The sequence below is a fragment of the Kitasatospora sp. NPDC004799 genome, from assembly GCF_040609095.1.
Classification (GTDB): Bacteria; Actinomycetota; Actinomycetes; order Streptomycetales; family Streptomycetaceae; genus Kitasatospora.
The window spans coordinates 17715-32503 of record NZ_JBEXJK010000046.1 but is presented as its reverse complement, the minus strand read 5'-3'; the positions used below and the strand labels follow the sequence as shown (position 1 = coordinate 32503).

18 protein-coding genes are annotated in these 14789 nt (G+C 73.4%); 8 read left to right on the top strand and 10 right to left on the bottom strand.

The window, feature by feature from the left end:
• Positions 1-97 precede the first annotated feature (97 nt).
• The 4 genes from ABZW03_RS09285 to ABZW03_RS09270 form a co-directional block, all read right to left on the bottom strand.
• Positions 98-787, bottom strand: a complete 690-nt coding sequence (locus ABZW03_RS09285) for an alpha/beta hydrolase (protein ID WP_355254226.1) — start codon at positions 785-787, stop codon at positions 98-100.
• A 32-nt stretch (positions 788-819) separates the two neighbouring features.
• Complete coding sequence (locus tag ABZW03_RS09280; RefSeq protein WP_355254224.1) at positions 820-1149, bottom strand: hypothetical protein; 330 nt, start codon at positions 1147-1149, stop codon at positions 820-822.
• Between the two features lie 497 nt (positions 1150-1646).
• On the bottom strand, positions 1647-2543 hold the full coding sequence (locus ABZW03_RS09275) for an NAD(P)-dependent oxidoreductase (RefSeq protein ID WP_355254222.1): 897 nt from the start codon (positions 2541-2543) through the stop codon (positions 1647-1649).
• A gap of 284 nt (positions 2544-2827) precedes the next feature.
• On the bottom strand, positions 2828-3610 hold the full coding sequence (locus ABZW03_RS09270) for a class I SAM-dependent methyltransferase (protein ID WP_355254220.1): 783 nt from the start codon (positions 3608-3610) through the stop codon (positions 2828-2830).
• A 195-nt stretch (positions 3611-3805) separates the two neighbouring features.
• Here ABZW03_RS09270 and ABZW03_RS09265 point away from each other — a divergent pair, with 195 nt between their 5' ends.
• The gene (locus ABZW03_RS09265; RefSeq protein ID WP_355254219.1) at positions 3806-5389 is read left to right on the top strand and encodes a hypothetical protein; all 1584 of its coding nucleotides are present in this window, start codon (positions 3806-3808) and stop codon (positions 5387-5389) included.
• 13 nt (positions 5390-5402) lie between these two features.
• Here the strand turns inward: ABZW03_RS09265 and ABZW03_RS09260 are convergent, their stop codons facing one another.
• Positions 5403-5918 (bottom strand): GNAT family N-acetyltransferase, encoded by a 516-nt coding sequence (locus ABZW03_RS09260; protein ID WP_355254217.1) that lies wholly within the window; start codon positions 5916-5918, stop codon positions 5403-5405.
• Between the two features lie 179 nt (positions 5919-6097).
• On the opposite strand from ABZW03_RS09260, the gene ABZW03_RS09255 reads away from it, so the two are divergent.
• Positions 6098-6907, top strand: coding sequence for an alpha/beta hydrolase (locus ABZW03_RS09255; protein ID WP_355254215.1), 810 nt, complete (start codon positions 6098-6100; stop codon positions 6905-6907).
• A gap of 214 nt (positions 6908-7121) precedes the next feature.
• A complete protein-coding gene (locus ABZW03_RS09250; RefSeq protein ID WP_355254213.1) occupies positions 7122-8543 on the top strand; it encodes an alpha/beta fold hydrolase in 1422 nt (473 codons plus the stop codon).
• An 82-nt stretch (positions 8544-8625) separates the two neighbouring features.
• Here the strand turns inward: ABZW03_RS09250 and ABZW03_RS09245 are convergent, their stop codons facing one another.
• The gene (locus ABZW03_RS09245) at positions 8626-9195 is read right to left on the bottom strand and encodes a hypothetical protein (RefSeq protein WP_355254211.1); all 570 of its coding nucleotides are present in this window, start codon (positions 9193-9195) and stop codon (positions 8626-8628) included.
• Complete coding sequence (locus ABZW03_RS09240; RefSeq protein ID WP_355254209.1) at positions 9183-10325, bottom strand: serine hydrolase domain-containing protein; 1143 nt, start codon at positions 10323-10325, stop codon at positions 9183-9185. Before ABZW03_RS09240 ends, ABZW03_RS09245 begins: the two co-directional genes overlap by 13 nt.
• A gap of 148 nt (positions 10326-10473) precedes the next feature.
• Here ABZW03_RS09240 and ABZW03_RS09235 point away from each other — a divergent pair, with 148 nt between their 5' ends.
• The 3 genes from ABZW03_RS09235 to ABZW03_RS09225 all read left to right on the top strand — a co-directional run bounded on the left by ABZW03_RS09235 (position 10474) and on the right by ABZW03_RS09225 (position 12655).
• Positions 10474-11028 carry a hypothetical protein gene (locus tag ABZW03_RS09235; protein WP_355254207.1) on the top strand — a complete coding sequence of 185 codons (555 nt, stop codon included), beginning with the start codon at positions 10474-10476 and terminating at the stop codon, positions 11026-11028.
• A gap of 44 nt (positions 11029-11072) precedes the next feature.
• Positions 11073-11732 carry a hypothetical protein gene (locus tag ABZW03_RS09230; RefSeq protein WP_355254205.1) on the top strand — a complete coding sequence of 220 codons (660 nt, stop codon included), beginning with the start codon at positions 11073-11075 and terminating at the stop codon, positions 11730-11732.
• 104 nt (positions 11733-11836) lie between these two features.
• Positions 11837-12655 carry a VWA domain-containing protein gene (locus ABZW03_RS09225; RefSeq protein ID WP_355254203.1) on the top strand — a complete coding sequence of 273 codons (819 nt, stop codon included), beginning with the start codon at positions 11837-11839 and terminating at the stop codon, positions 12653-12655.
• Here ABZW03_RS09225 and ABZW03_RS09220 read toward each other — a convergent pair.
• Genes ABZW03_RS09220 through ABZW03_RS09210 form a run of 3 tightly spaced genes read right to left on the bottom strand, consistent with a single transcriptional unit; the run spans position 12645 to position 13980 of the window.
• Positions 12645-12869 carry a DUF397 domain-containing protein gene (locus ABZW03_RS09220; protein WP_355254201.1) on the bottom strand — a complete coding sequence of 75 codons (225 nt, stop codon included), beginning with the start codon at positions 12867-12869 and terminating at the stop codon, positions 12645-12647. The two genes, ABZW03_RS09225 and ABZW03_RS09220, sit on opposite strands and share 11 nt — an antisense overlap.
• Before the next feature lie 20 nt (positions 12870-12889).
• Complete coding sequence (locus ABZW03_RS09215) at positions 12890-13123, bottom strand: DUF397 domain-containing protein (RefSeq protein WP_355254199.1); 234 nt, start codon at positions 13121-13123, stop codon at positions 12890-12892.
• Positions 13120-13980, bottom strand: a complete 861-nt coding sequence (locus tag ABZW03_RS09210) for a helix-turn-helix transcriptional regulator (protein WP_355254197.1) — start codon at positions 13978-13980, stop codon at positions 13120-13122. The genes ABZW03_RS09215 and ABZW03_RS09210 overlap by 4 nt, the downstream gene beginning before the upstream one ends.
• A 174-nt stretch (positions 13981-14154) precedes the next feature.
• Between ABZW03_RS09210 and ABZW03_RS09205 the strand changes: the two genes are divergently transcribed.
• Positions 14155-14598: an ATP-binding protein gene (locus ABZW03_RS09205; protein ID WP_355254195.1), complete on the top strand. Its 444-nt coding sequence runs from the start codon at positions 14155-14157 to the stop codon at positions 14596-14598.
• Positions 14595-14789, top strand: coding sequence for a hypothetical protein (locus ABZW03_RS09200; protein ID WP_355254193.1), 195 nt, complete (start codon positions 14595-14597; stop codon positions 14787-14789). The genes ABZW03_RS09205 and ABZW03_RS09200 overlap by 4 nt, the downstream gene beginning before the upstream one ends.

Genomic DNA, 14789 nt, shown 5'->3' with positions numbered 1-14789 from the left:
CGGCGAGTGGGCCGCCGACGCCGGCACCGTGGTGCGGACGCTGCCCTCGGGCTGGTCGGTCGTCGCGGTCGACGCCGCCCGGCGCTCGGACTGGCGGCTACACCCTCGCCGGGAGCCGGCTGCAGACCGCCCCCGCCATCAGCGGAGCGGGCTCGGCGCCCAGGGTGGCGAGGGTGAAGTCGGTGGTCAGCGCGCTGATGTCGCGGGACTCGCGGATCAGGAGGTGGTTGGCGCCCGGGGCCTCGTACCGCGCGAGGTCCGGGACGACCCGCCGGGCGCGCAGCGCGTACTCCAGGGACTGGGTGGCGCCGGCCGTGGTGTGGTCCCCGGTGCCGTGGACGATCAGCACCCGCCGCCCGGCCAGCTGGTCGACCGGGTCGCCGCTGGGCAGCCAGGGCGCGATGCCGGCCACCCCGACCACCGACGGGTACCCGCCGCACCAGAAGGCGGCCCGCCCGCCCAGCGAGTTGCCGATCAGGACGACGGGCGTGCCCGGGTACAGCCGGGCGAGCTCGTCGAGCGCCCAGCGGGTGTCCACGGCGGTGTCCGCGTCGGCACCGTTCCAGCCGCCGTGGCGGTAGCGCAGCAGGTGCACCGCGAGCCCGTGCGGCCGGCCGCGGTCGGCGAGCTCGGTGGCGAGGCCCCGCAGGCCCAGCTCGGCGACCTTCAGCGGTGCGCGCCGACTGCGGATGAACCCGCCGGGCAGCAGCAGGGCGACGCCGTTGACCGGCCCGTCCCCCTGTCGCGGGGTCAGCTCTGCGGTGCGCGGACGCTGCGCTCGGAACACGCGAAATCCCTCCTGATGTGTACAGGCGGATTCTACGGTTCCGAGGACGGGTCGCGGTGCGCCAGTAAGGACCACAGCACCCAGCCGGACACCCGGGTGCGCACCACCATGACCTTCGCCCAGCGGGCGCCGAGCGGGGAGGTCCAGGTGTCCACGACCTCGACCCGGTCACCTGAACGGGCGAGCCCGATGACGGTGTCCTCGCCGAAGTGGTCGACCCGGACGTTGGCGGCGTTGGCCGACACCTCCCACCAGCCCGCACCGAGCTCGGGCGGCAGGTCGGTGCCCGCCGTGACGGCCGCCGGAACGAGCAGGATGCCCAGCGCGACCACGGTGGCCGTCGCACGGCCGATCACAGCCACGGGAACCTCCTTGCGGTGACGTGCGCGGGCAACGGGAACGGCGTCGTGATTGGGGGAGGCATGTACAGCAGAACGATCCGACCGGGCGTACGCGTACTGTCCGGCGCCGAGGTGTACCCGGTCGGCTCAGCCCGATGTGGAGATCGCGTGTGCGGACGGCCGGGGGCCAACCTTTGTCCCGCGCCAACTCTCCCCTCACGGTGCGGGGTTGGCGTGCCCTGGCGCCCCGCCGGGCGCGCCGTGGGCGGGGCCGGACGGCTGCCGGCGTCTCGCAGGCCGGAGTGGGAAGTCGGGCGGGCCGACTTCCCACTCCGGCTGGGGGCATGCGTAGTTGGCCGGCTCGGGCGGCGCCGGGCGATGCGGTCCGTGGTGTGGTGGCTCGGCTGCGTGTTCGGCGGGGCGTTGCTCGGCTGGGCCGGTGTGAAGCCGGGCCGGCGGGACGGCTTCGTGTGGAACAACGTCGGTGCGGAGTTCGGGGGCGGTGTGTGGTCGCCGGGTTAGCGCGGGGGGTGGCGGGGGGTCCAGCGGAGGGCTCGGGTGGCCTTGGCGTTGGAGACGCGGAGGGTGGTGTCGAGCATCAGTTCGCCGAGGTAGGGGACGGCGGTGCGGAGGGCCCAGGCGGGGAGGCGGAGGGCCGGGCGGCCGCGGCGGGCGTAGGTGGCGAGGTCGCCGAAGGTGGCGGGGGCGTCGGCCACGAGATTGTAGGCCTCGCCGCCGCGGCCGTGTTCCAGCGCGGCCAGGGTTCCGGTGGCGGCGTCCTCGACGTGGATCCAGGACATCACTCCGCCGCCGCCCAGGGGGACGGGCATCGGGCGGCTGCCGGGGGTCGGGTCGAACCAGGTGCCCGGGCCGAAGAAGAGGCCGTAGCGCAGGGCGATCCCGGCGACGTGCGGGGCGTCGAACGCCCGTTGCTCGGCCTCGATCAGGCCGGTGACGACGTGGTCGGAGGCGGTGGGCCGGGGGCCCTCGCCGTACACGCCGAACGGGTCCTCCTCGGTGAGGAAGCGGCTCCCGTGGTCGCGGTAGCCGTAGCCGAGGACCAGGGACTGGGTGAGGAAGCGCTCGGCGCCCATGACCCGGGCGGCGGCCAGCAGGTTGGCGGAGCCGCGGACGCGCAGCACGTTGGTCGGGTTGTCGGCGGCCACCCTGCGCGAGGGCGCGCGGAGGGCGGTGAGCTGGTGGACCACCGCGTCCGCCGCCAGGCCGTCCACCGCGCGCAGCAGGCCCTCGCGGTCCAGGGCGTCGGCCCGTACGGGCGTGCAGCCCGCTGCCAGGACGGCCCGGGCCGAGCTCTCGGTGCGGGCGAGGGCCAGCACCTGGTGGCCCGCGTCGGTCAGCACCCTGGTCAGCGGGGTGCCGATCGCCCCGGTCGCACCTGCCAGCAGTATCCGCATCGTTCGCTCCTCGGTGTTGGTCGTGAGGCCGTCGCCAGAGGGACCGGACAGACGGTCGGAACGTGACACGGGGCGAACATTGGCCCGTGGTGGTTCTCGGCGGTCAGTAGCGGAGGGTGTGTCGGGGCGAGGGGAGCCGGGGGCCGGGAGGTCGGGGCGGCGCGGGGCAGCGGGGCCGGGCGGTCGGGGATTGCGGCTGTGGGAGTGGTGCCGGGCTGCCGTGGCGGGGTGCGGAGCGGTGCCGCGCCGGCGGTGGCCGGTGGGGGCGGAGGGGCAGTGCGGGGTCAGTGGGGGCGGGTGGCCCGGAGGGAGTAGGACTGCGGGGCGGGCGAGCCGACCGGGATTCGGAAGTGGGCGTGGGCGTGCTCGTGGAGGAAGTCCAGGCGCAGGCCGGCGTCGGCCAGGGCGGTGACGACCTCGCCGAGTCCGTGCTGCCACTGGACGGTGACGGTGGCGTCGAGCCGGGCGTCCGGGTCGGCGTAGGTGCCGGGGTGGTCGACGACGATCGGGGTGCGCTCGAAGTAGTCCTCCTCGAAGCTGCGCCCGTCGTCGGCGAGGACGTCGGCCACCGGGTGGTGCTCGGCGAGGTAGAGGAAGCCGCCGGGGGCGAGGAGCGCGGCGACCGTCCGGGCCCAGCGGGTGAGGTCGGGGAGCCAGCAGAGCGCGCCGAAGCCGGTGTAGACGATGTCGAACGTCCGGCCGTCGAGCGCCTCGGCGGCCTCGTAGACGTCGGAGGTGACGAACCGGGCGTCGTCCGCGCCGATCCGGGCGGCGAGGTCGGCGGCGGCCGCGACGGCCGGGGCGGAGAAGTCGAGCCCGGTGACGACCGCGCCGCGGCGGGCCCAGGAGAGGGTGTCGAGCCCGAGGTGGCACTGGAGGTGGAGCAGCGTGCGGCCGGTGACGTCGCCGACCTCGGCGGGCTCGTAGTCCCGGAGGGTGTCCCGGCCCGCGACGAAGCCGGGCAGGTCGTAGAACCGGCCGGCGGTGTGGACGGGGACGCGCTCGTCCCAGTTCGCACGGTTGGCGGTGCGCCAGTCGGGGGTGGTGGGCGGAGGCGTCGCGGTCACGTCGGGCAACGCTAGCCAGCGGGCCGGGGGCGGGCAATCGGTTTCCGCAGCTGGGAAGGCGGGCCCGGCCTGGTATGTACGGGGCATGGCCGGGGTTTTCCCTGCTCTTTGTTCCGGATCATGACGTCCTCTGCGACGATCCGATGATCGGCGGCCCGACGCGGGCGGGCGGCGCGTCGCAGGGGAGAGACCGGCATGGCCGTTCGGCCCGAGGCCAGTGAGGTCAGTGAGGCCAGTAGGACCAGCAAGACCAGCAAGACCAGTGAGGGCCGTGAGGGCCGTGAGGGCCGCGCCGTCCGGGCGCGGCGGGGAGCCCGCCCCGCCCGGGACCGGGCGGCGACCTGGCTGGTGGTCTCCGGCGGCGTTCTGGGGGCGATGTTCGCGAGCATGGGCCTGGCGGTGCTGTTCGGCCCGGCGAACGGGTTCGGCGGCGACAGCCTCGCGTACATGGGGATCATCAGCATCCTCGGGCTGATGCCCTGCGGCGCCGGCTTCGTCTGGGCGCTGATCCACCCGAGGGTCGGCTTCCCCGCGGTCGCCGTCGGGGCGCTGCTGGGGCTCGGGATCTTCGTCGGCTTCGCCGGGGACGGCCTCAACGACGCCTGGAAGGCGCCGCCGGACCGGCCGTCCACCGTCCGCGCCGTGGGCAGCTGGGCGAGCGGCGGCCTGGTGGTACGGGTCCGGCCGGACCTGGTGGTGGCCTACCGCGGCGCCACCGGGGCCGTCGCCTGGCGCTGGACCCCGCCCGGGGCGGACACGGTGTGCGCGATGAGCCGGGGCACCGGGCCGGACGGGACGGGCCGCGGCGGCGCCGTCGGCCTGATCGGCCACGCGCCGTACGGCAGCCCGTGCTCCGCCGTCACCGCGCTCGACCTCGCCGGCGGCCGGGAGGGCTGGACCGCCACCGTGGACGCGCCTGCCCGGGACGGCGACGACGCGACGCCCGACGTGGTCGCGGTGGCCGGTCCGCAGGCCCTCCTCCAGGAGAAGGCCGGCTGGCGCGCCGTACGGCTGGCGGACGGCCGGGATGTCTGGCGCAGCGCGGCCGACCCGGGCTGCGCCCCGCTGCAGGTCGCGGGCGGGCCCGGGGACGCCGTCACGGTCGCGCAGTGCGGTGACGCGCCGCCCGTGCTGCGCTCGCTGGCCCCGGCGGACGGCCACGAGCAGCGGAGGATCGCGCTGCCCGCGGCGGGCGGGCTGCGGGCCCTCGCGGTGGTGTCGGTCGACCCGCTGGCGGTGTGGGTGGACGCCCGGGCCGAGCGCGGCACCCACGCGGTGCTCAGCTACGACCGGACCGGCCGGCAGCGGGCGGCGATACCGGTCGCCGGGGACGAGTACGACCTGGACGTGATGCTCGGCGGGCTGCACGCCTTCGACGAGTTCAGCGCCCGGCCGCTGTTCGGCGGGGTGGTGGTGGGGGACCTGTTCGTGGTGCCGGGGCAGCGGCCCGGTGACATCGGCATCAGCGGCGGGCACCCGAGCCGCACCGCCACCGGCCGGCTGCTGGCGTACTCGCTCGCGGACGGCGGCCGGCGGTGGACGGCGGGGCTGGACGACCGGGTGACCGGCCTGGTGGTGGACGGCGGCTCGGTCTGGGCGATGACCCGGGGCCGGGTGACCAGGGTGGAGGCGGCCACCGGTCGGCAGAGCGCCGTGCTGGACGTCAACGACACCGCGTCGCTCTACCCGGTGGACCTGTCGGTGTCGGGCCCGGAGCGGTTCACGGTGGTGGCGGAGGACGGGACGCGGGACGAGCCGCCGGTGCGGGTGATGAGCTGAGAGCAGCTCCTGCTCACCTGAACCCCGGGTAGCCCAGGACGAGGATCCGCTCCGCCGGGCTCAGCACGTACGGCACCGCCTTGCCGGTCGGCTCGAAGCCGAGCCGCCGGTAGAAGGCCTGGGCGCGCTCGTTCGCCTCGTGCACGCCCAGGGTCAGCGCCCCCACGGCGGTGTGCTCCCGGGCGTGCCGGATGACCGCGTGCACCAGGTCGGCGGCCGGTCCGGCGGCGCCCCGGTGCGCCGGGGCGACGTAGACCGAGTGGATGTGCACGTGGTCGGGGACGTCCGCCAGCGGCTCGACGCCGGCGAGCCCGACCCAGGTGCCGTCCCCGTCGACGGCCGTGTAGGTGGCGGACTCCCGCGCCGTCGCCTGCCGGGCGGCCCGCTGCCGCCAGTGGTCCTCGGGGCGGGCGGCGGTGTCGGGGTAGGAGGAGCTGAAGGCCTTCGGGGAGTCCCGCAGCGCCTCCAGGGTGATCCCGCGCAGTTCCCGCCACTCCCCGGCGGCCATCCGGCGTACGTCGTAGTGCATGCGTCGAGCGTGGCACGGGCCGGGAGGCGGCCGGACCGCGCGCGGGGATGATCTCCGTCACCGCCGGTCCCCCGGGAGGGGGAGGTGCGGGCAGCCGCGGGCGGAGCCGGAGGACCTGAGCGTTCCGGGCGGTTGTGTCAGGCTGGTGGAGGACCACCGCCGAGGTCGGGAGGCTCGTGATGACCGAGATCAGGGTGAACGGGGTGGCGCTGCACTACGAGGCCCACGGCGAGGGCCCCGGCGTCGTCCTGGTGCACGGCTCCTGGAGCGACGCGGACTCCTGGGCCCGGGTGCTGCCGGGCCTGGCCGAGTCCACCACCGCGGTCGCCTACGACCGCCGGGGGCACAGCCGCAGCGAGGACCCGCTCACCCAGGGCTCGGTGCACGAGGACGCGGCCGACCTCGCCGGGCTGATCGAGGGGCTGGGCCTCGCGCCCGCCTTCGCCTACGGCGACTCCTACGGCGCGCTGGTCACCCTCCGGCTCGCCGCCGCCCGGCCCGACCTGCTGCGCGGGATCGCCGTGCACGAGCCGCCGGGCACCGGCATCCTGCTCGCCGACCCGGACCTGCGCCCGATCGGCACCGCCTTCGCCGACCGGATCGCCGCCGTCCGGGAGCTGCTGGAGCAGGCCGAGTCGGCGGCCGCCGCCGAACTGTACGTGGACAGCCTCGCCTTCGGCCCGGGCGCCTGGGAGCAGCTGCCCGCGCCCGTCCGGCACACCTACATCCGCAACGCGCCCACCTACCTGGACGAACTGCGCGACCCGGACGCGCTCGACCTCGACCTCACCGGGCTCGCCCGGTTCGGCGAACCCGCGCTGCTCACCCAGAGCGACGACAGCGCGCCGATGTTCGGCGAGGTGCTGGACCTCATCGACCTCGCCCTGCCCAAGGCGGAGCGCCATCTGTACGAGGGTGCCGGGCACGCCCCGCACCTGTCGCAGCCGGAGGAGTGGGTGCGGGTGGTGCTGCCCCGGGCGCTGGGCTGAGGGGTCCCCGTCCGAGCGCTCCCGTCCGAGCGCTCCCGTCCGAGCGCTCCCGTCCGAGCGCTCCCGTCCGAGCGCTCCCGCCCGAGCGCTCGCACCGATGCTCGCCGGGCTCTCGCCCGAACGCTCGCAAATCGCTGGCCACCGAAGTGCCCTGGGGCGCAGGCTACTTCCGTGACCGCGTCGGCACCGACGCGGTGCGAGCGGAAGGACGAACATGACGAGCACGCGCGTCCGCGTCGCCGCCCTGCTGGGCGCCGTCGCGGTGGTCGCCGGCACCACCCTGGCCACCCCCGCCCTCGCCTCCACCGGAGCCGGAACCGGAACCGGATCCGGCACCGAAACCAGCACCGCGACCGGCACCGGGATCACCCGGCAGGCGCCCTGCCCGGACGCACCCGAGTTCACCTGCGGGACCCTCACCGTCCCGCTCGACCACAGCGGCGCCGCCCCCGGCACCCTCGACCTCCAGGTGGCCGTCACCCGCACCACCAAGGCGCCCAAGGGCGACCTGCTGTTCCTCACCGGCGGCCCCGGCCAGCCCGGCGTCCCCGCGATCAAGCGGATCGCGGGCAAACTGGAGCCCGTCCTCAAGGACTACCGCCTGGTGATGTTCGACCAGCGCGGCACCGGCCGCGGCGCGCTCCAATGCCCCGGCCTCCAGGAGGACATGGGCTCCTCCGACCTCGCCCTGCCACGCCGGCAGTCGATCGCCGACTGCGCCGCCGCCCTCGGCCCGGACGCCCGCTACTACAGCACCGCCGACACGGTCGCCGACATCGACCTGCTGCGCCGCGCCCTCGGCGACCGGCGCCTCACCCTGGACGGCGTCTCCTACGGCACCTTCACCGCCCAGCGGTACGCGCTCGCCCACCCGACCCACGTGGCCCGGCTGGTGCTCGACTCGGTGGCGCCGCGACGGGGCATGGACCCCCTCGACCTGGCCGCGCTGCCCGCCACCGCCCGGGTCCTGCGGGCCGCCTGCCAGGCCACCGGCTGCACCACCGACCCGGCCGCCGACCTCGCCGCCACCGTCCGGCGCTACGGCAACGGGGCGCAGATCCTGAGCGCGCTCACCGGCTACGAGTTCATCGACCCCGACTACGGCGGGGTCCCGGAGATCCTGCACGAGGCCGCGGCCGGGCAGCCCGCGAAGCTCCGGGACTTCTTCGAACTCGTCCACCGGGAGGTCGACGCCGCCCCGGCCGAGGACCTCAGCCAGGGGCTGCACTCCGCCACCCTGTGCGCCGACTCCCGTTTCCCGTGGGGCACCACCGACACCCCGGTCGAAGGCCGCGCGGCGGCACTGGAGCGCACCCGGCAGCGGCTGACCGCCGAGCAGACCTGGCCGTACGACCCGGCGACCGCGACCGGGCTCGGCAGCCTGCTGGTCTGTCTCGACTGGCCGCGCGAGCCGGTGCCGCCGACGCCGTCGGAACACCGCAAGCTGCCCAAGGTGCCGATCCTGCTGCTCGGCGGCGACCGTGACCTCGCCACACCGTACGAACTGATGGACGAGTACACCGAGTTCGCGCACCACCCGCAGATCGTGATCGTGCCCGGGGCGGCGCACTCGGTGCAGAACCGGGCGGAGAACCCGGCCGGACGGCAGGCGGTGTACGACTTCCTGCTGAAGTGACGACTGAGGTGGCGGCTGAGGTGACGGCCGGCGTAACGTCCCGTCACCGGTTCAGAGTTCGGCCACGCCCCCGGCCGTCGCCCTACCGCTCGGCGGCCGCGCCCCAGCCGTCGTCCGGCAGGGAGCGGTCCGGCTCGGGGCACTCGACGTGCTCGAAGCCCCACAGCATCGCCTTGTGCAGCACCCACTCCGGAAGCGGCGGTTGGTCGTAGCCGTCGCGGTCGGTGAGCACCAGCTCGACCCGGACCTCCTCGGCCGGGGAGAACTCCAGGTTCCGCTGGTTCGGGAGGTTCTCGTACGTCAGCGTCCGCCAGCCGTGGCCGGAGTCGGTCAGCGCGGGCATCAGCTCGGCCTCGGTGACGCGGGTGTCGAGCGTCAGCGCACCGCCGCCCGGCTGCGGGAGGTCGAGCTCGCCGTGCCAGACCGGCAGGGACAGCGAGTGGAGCTTCCGGCAGCGGCAGAACACCGTCTGCACGTCGCCCCAGCCGAAGGCGTGCGGCCACCGGTCGCCCCGGTGGAGCCGGCCGCCGTCCCACGGATCGCCGTAGTGGGCGGCGAGTTCGGGCAGCGAGGCGCCGTAGCGCAGCTCGCCGAGGCGGCCGGTGGTGGCCAGGGCGGTGACGAGCGGGAGGAAGCCGGTCAGTCCAGGCACGCGCGCACCGCCTCGATCAGCCGGTTCGCCCGGGCGTCGCCGTGGCCGATCATCCGGTTGGCGACGTAGCCGAATCCGACGCCGAACTCGTCGTCCCCGAAGGCGAACTGGCCGCCGGCCCCGTCGTTGCCGAAGCTGCGCGCGCCGAGCAGCGGGCGGAAGGCGGGGGAGTCGAGCAGCAGCCCGGATCCCCAGCGGGCACCCATGTCGAAGCCCAGGAAGCCCGCGCCGGAGGAGACTTCGCGCACCGCGTCGGTGACGGTGTCGTGCGAGAGCAGCCGGGCCGCTCCGTCCAGACCGGTAGCCGCCGCCACGTACAGGCCGGCCAGGCCGGTGGCCGAGGCGACGGCGCCCGCGCCGGGCAGCTCGATCGCGTGCAGGGCCGGGTCGTTCCAGCCGTGCGGCACGTCCAGCCCGGGGAAGACCAGGGCGCCGTTCATGGTCACGATCCGGGTGAGCAGGTGCTCCGGGCCGGGCATCGGGCGACGGCCCTCGGCCTCCACCAGCCGGGCCAGGCGCGGCAGTTCGCTCTCCGGCAGGCCGATGAAGACCGGCAGGCCGAGCGGCTCGGCGATCTCCTTGCGCAGGAACGCGCCCGGCGTCAGCCCGGTGATCCGGCGGATCACCTCGCCGACCGCGAAGCCCAGCACATGGCCGTGGTACTCGTACGTGGTGCCCGGCTCCCAGAGCGGCTGCTGCGCCTCGACCGCGCGGATCACCGGATCCCAGGCGGCGACCTCCTCGAAGGAGAGCACCGCGTCCAGGGCCGGGATGCCGGCGCGGTGGCCGAGGACCATCCGGGTGGTGACGGCCTCCTTGCCGCCCCGCGCGAACTCCGGCCAGTAGCGGGCGACCGGCGCGTCCAGGTCGAGCCGGCCCTGCTCGGCGAGCAGGTGCGCGGAGATGCTCACCGGGCCCTTGGCGCAGGAGAACACCGGGACGACGGTGTCCTGCGTCCAGGCCCGCCCGGTGCGCTCGTCGGCCGTGCCGCCCCACAGCTCGACCACCTTCCGGCCGCCGGCGAACACCGTGACGGCGGCGCCCAGTTCGGGGAACTCGGCGAAGTTGGCGGCGAAGACGTCGGCGACGGCGCCGAAGCGCTCGTCGGCCCAGCCCTGGTACTGCTGCATGGTGTGGTGCCCCGTTCTGCCCTGGTCTCCCGCAAGATCGACTGAACCACGCTACGGGAGCCGGGCGGCCGTGACGAGGGGATTTCAGCAGGCCGGGACGGGTGGGGAGGATGTGGCAGACTCACCTGCCGGCACGGAGGAGGAGCAAGTGGATCGTGAGGCACTGACGGCGCTCTGGGAGCGGCGGTGGCCCGGAACGGAACCCATCGGGTGGGAGCTGGGCCGGGGCCAGCGGGACGTCTGGGTGCGCTTCCACAGCCTCCCGGAGTCCAAGCGCTACCCGGACGACGAGCGCGAGTACGCCATCGTCCTGGAGCGCCACAACACCGTGCTGGACGAGCTGTTCGCCGGCGCCGAGGTGTACGTGTTCACCCCGCGGTGGTCGGGCCGGCCGAGCGCCCCCCGGATGCGCCGGGACGCCAAGCACTGGCGGAGCTGGCTCCAGGACCCCGACCCGGAGTTCCGCACCTACTGCCACGTGTTCGTGGAGCGGCGGCAGTGGCGGCGGGGCAGCCTGGACGGGCTGCTGCGCCGGGTCGCCGACGACCGGGAGGGCGGGGTCATCATCACCGGCACCGGCATGCGGCGGCTGTACCACCCGTACGACGGCGGCGCGGACGTGTACCTGGCCACGGCGGAGGAGCGGGACCGGCTGAAGGAGCGGCACGCCGACTGGCTGTCGAAGTACCCGGGCGGTATGTGAGCACCGTCGCCCGGTTGTCAGGGTAGGCCCCTACACTCCCGCTCATGCCGACCTCCGCGATCCCCGCAGCCCTGTCCTACGCCGACGCCGACGCCCGCCTGGGCGGCGCCCTGTCCGCCGTGTTCGAGGGGGCGGGAGCGTCGCCCGGCTACGGCGAGGCGCTGTTCTTCGACGGCGACCTCACGCTCGACGGGGACTTCCTGGACGCGATCAACGCCCTGCGCGGTGGGGACGAGGAGCGCGACCTCGAGTTGGTCGTGGTCACCGGCGACCTGACGGTCAACGGTCCGATCGCGCTCTACGCGGACCGGCCCGGGCTCTACGTCGGCGGACGCACCGAGGCCGAGACCCTGGAGGGCGGCGAGGCGGAGATCTGCATCCACGACGGCGCCTTCACCCACCTGGTCTACGGCTGGTACAACCACGGCTCGCTGCAGGCCGGGATCGTCGACACCCCTTGGGTGATCGACTACGACCACGACATGGAGCTGGCCGCCCCCGGCGCGCGCTGGGTGAACAACTACGAAGAGGACGAGGACGCCGACTTCGCCGTCGGGGAGGGCATCATCGAGGCGTTCGTGCCCGAGGTCGTGGACGCGGAGGACGGCAGCCTGCTGGTCGATGAGTTCCTGGACCGGCTGCGGGCCGGGCTGCCGGTCCTGCGCCCCGGAACCGGCGCCCGGTCGGAGACCGAGTCCGGCTGAAGGCTTGCCGCCGCGCCCGTCCGAGCCGCAGAGTGTCCGCGGGCGCGTTGACGATCACGCGGCCCCGGTGGCCTCGGCCGCCGCAGTGAGCGAGGGGGCAGCACATGGCCGTCAGTCTGAGCAAGGTCGAGCAGAGCGCACCGGCGTTGGTGAACCTCTACAAGACGGCCGGTGCCTCGGTGGAACGGCGCGGGCTGAGCGGCCAGCGGGTGGCGGTCTACCTGGTGATCGACTACTCGGGATCCATGAAGCCGTACTACAAGGACGGCAGCGTCCAGGCGCTGGCGGACCGGGTATTGGGGCTGTCGGCCCAGCTGGACGACGACGGGAGCGTGCCGGTCGTCTTCTTCTCGACGGAGGTCGACGCCCAGGCGGAGATCGAACTGGCGGACCACGAGGGATGGATCGACCGGATCGTCGCGGGCCTGGGGCACATGGGCCGGACCAGCTACCACCTGGCGATGGACGCGGTGGTCAAGCACTACCGGGCGAGCGGCACCACGGCGCCGGCGCTGGTGCTGTTCCAGACGGACGGCGGGCCGATCAACAAGGGCGCGGCGGAGCAGCGGCTGTGCGAGGCGGCCAAGCTGCCGATCTTCTGGCAGTTCATCGGCTTCGGCGACCCGGGCAGCCGGCAGTTCGACTTCCTGCGGAAGCTGGACGAGTTGGCCGTCCCGGCGAAGCGGCCGATCGACAACGCCGGGTTCGTGCACCTGGGGCAGGACCCGAGGAAGGTCTCCGACCAGAAGCTGTACGACCTGCTGCTCGCGGAGCTGCCGGGGTGGCTCACGGCCGCCCGGGCCCAGGGCATCGCGCCGCAGGGCCCGGCCTTGCAGGTGCCCAGCGGCGCTGCGGCGGCGGAGCAGCAGCCGCAGCGCCGGGGCCTGTGGGCCAGGCTGATCGGGTGGCTGACTAGGCGGTGAAGCGGGGGTCGCGCGCTTCGATGGCCTGGACGAAGGCGGTCCATTCGGCGTGGTCGAAGGCGAGGTGGGGTCGGTCGGGGTTCTTGTCGTCGCCGACCCAGACGTCGCCGTTGTCGAAGCGCGCGATGACCACACAACTTCCGTTGTCGTCGCCGGAGAAGGGGGACTTGACCCACTCTGCGGTGGCGGGGTCGTGGTCGTAGGGGTTGCGCATCTGGGCCTCCGGGTGGGTGGTCAGGCGGTGAAGCGGGGGTCGCGGGCTTCGATGGCCTGGACGAAGGCGGTCCATTCGGCGTGGTTGAAGGCGAGGTGGGGTCGGTCGGGGTTCTTGTCGTCGCCGACCCAGACGTCGCCGTTGTCGAAGCGTGCGACGACCACGCAGCTGCCGTTGGAGTCGGCAGAAAAAGGGGACTTGACCCAAGTGGCGTCGGCAGGGTCGTGGGCGTATGGGTCGTGCTTCTCGATCACGTGATCTCTTCCAACTTGCGTTCAAGGTGAGCAACGGTTGCGTCCGGCGAGAGCGCGCATCGCTTCAACCGGGCGAAGGCCCGCTCGGCTCGCCGTACGTCGCGTCCCGATTTACGCGGGAGCATACCGCCGAGTGCTTCGATGAATGTGAAGCTGTCGCCCGGCTCTCCTGGGAAGCGGAGAAGCGTGAGCCCGGATGCCAGAATCCCCTGCCGTCCGGCGCTGAGCGGGACCATGCGAACGGTGACGTTCGGGTACTGAGCCACCTTGATGACGTGGCGGATCTGACCGGCGAGGATCTCCTTGTCGCCGCCAACCAGGAGGGCTACCTCGCCGAAGTAGGCATCGAGTTTGAGGATCGGCGCTTCGGTGAGCCTGCGTTGGCGCAGTATGCGGATCTCCGCAGCAGCCTCATTCTGGTCTTCGCTGAGACCGTCGAGGCCACCGGCAATCGTCTCGCGTGCGTAGTCCTCGGTCTGCAGCAAGCCAGGGAAGCCTGACAGGTAGTACTCAAGCATCTGGGTGGCATCAGCTTCGAGGCTGAGGAACTCAGCGAACGCCGCACTGATGGTGTCGGCGAACTCGTGGTCCTGCCACCAGTGCCTGGGAGGGCTGTCGGTGGCGAAGACCTCGATCTCGGCTCGCTCGGGTCCTGTGACTCCGCAATGATCCAGGAATATGGCCAAGTCGGCTGCTGTCACCGGCAGGAGCGCTCGTTCGATCTTGCTGAGCCGAGCCGGGTTCCAGCCCTTCAGGCCAGCGGTCACCTCGGCGAGCGTCTTGTTGTTCTCGATCCGCCAGGATCGGAGTTCGTCTCCGAGGCGGATCTGCCTGATCGCTGACGGGTCTTCGGTCAACACGTCCCTCCTTGGTCCTCCCCAGTCTCGCTGGCTCTGCCGCGAGGGCTCAAGCCAACCACAAGATCAACTAAATTATTTTTTGTTTGTGAGTGTTCGGGTTGCAAATTCGATTTCGCTTGCTCCACACTCACTGTGACCGCACGAACACGCCACTGAAGGTGTGGGGTGACTATGTCCACCTTGCGTAACCCGGTCCTCCGAACCTGGGAGACCGCCCTCACCGAGCACTCGACCTCGGTCCGTACCGCCCGCCGCCTGATCCGCGACCAGCTCACCTCCTGGGGCTGGACCGGCGAGCCCGTCGACGACCTCGCCCTCATCGCCAGCGAACTCGTCACCAACGCCGTCGTCCACGCCTGCCAGGGCAGCGGCGAAGTCCGGCTCTACCTCCAGGAGTTCGACGGCGACTGCCGTCTCGAAGTCTGGGACCCGCGCGGCGACCTCACCGTCCACCGCCCGCGCCCCCACCGACTCCGGGAAGGCGGCCGAGGTCTCGAACTCGTCCGTCAGCTCGCCTTCGACTCCGGCGTCACGAGCCACGGCGGCGCGGGCAAGCGGGTCTGGGTCCGGGTTCTCCTCGATCAGGCCGACAGCCTTCCCCCGCCCGGGAGTTGATCCCCATCAAGCTCGCCCCCACGGCGACGGTCACCGTCGCCAGCATCGCCCTCGCCTGCTTCGCCGCGAACCTCATCCCCGCGCGCGAGCCGGCCACCGCCGACGTCGTCTGGTGGACCACCCTGGCCGCCGCCCTGATGACCGGCATCCACCGCCAGAGCGGCAACGACCCCACCGACGACGACGATTGA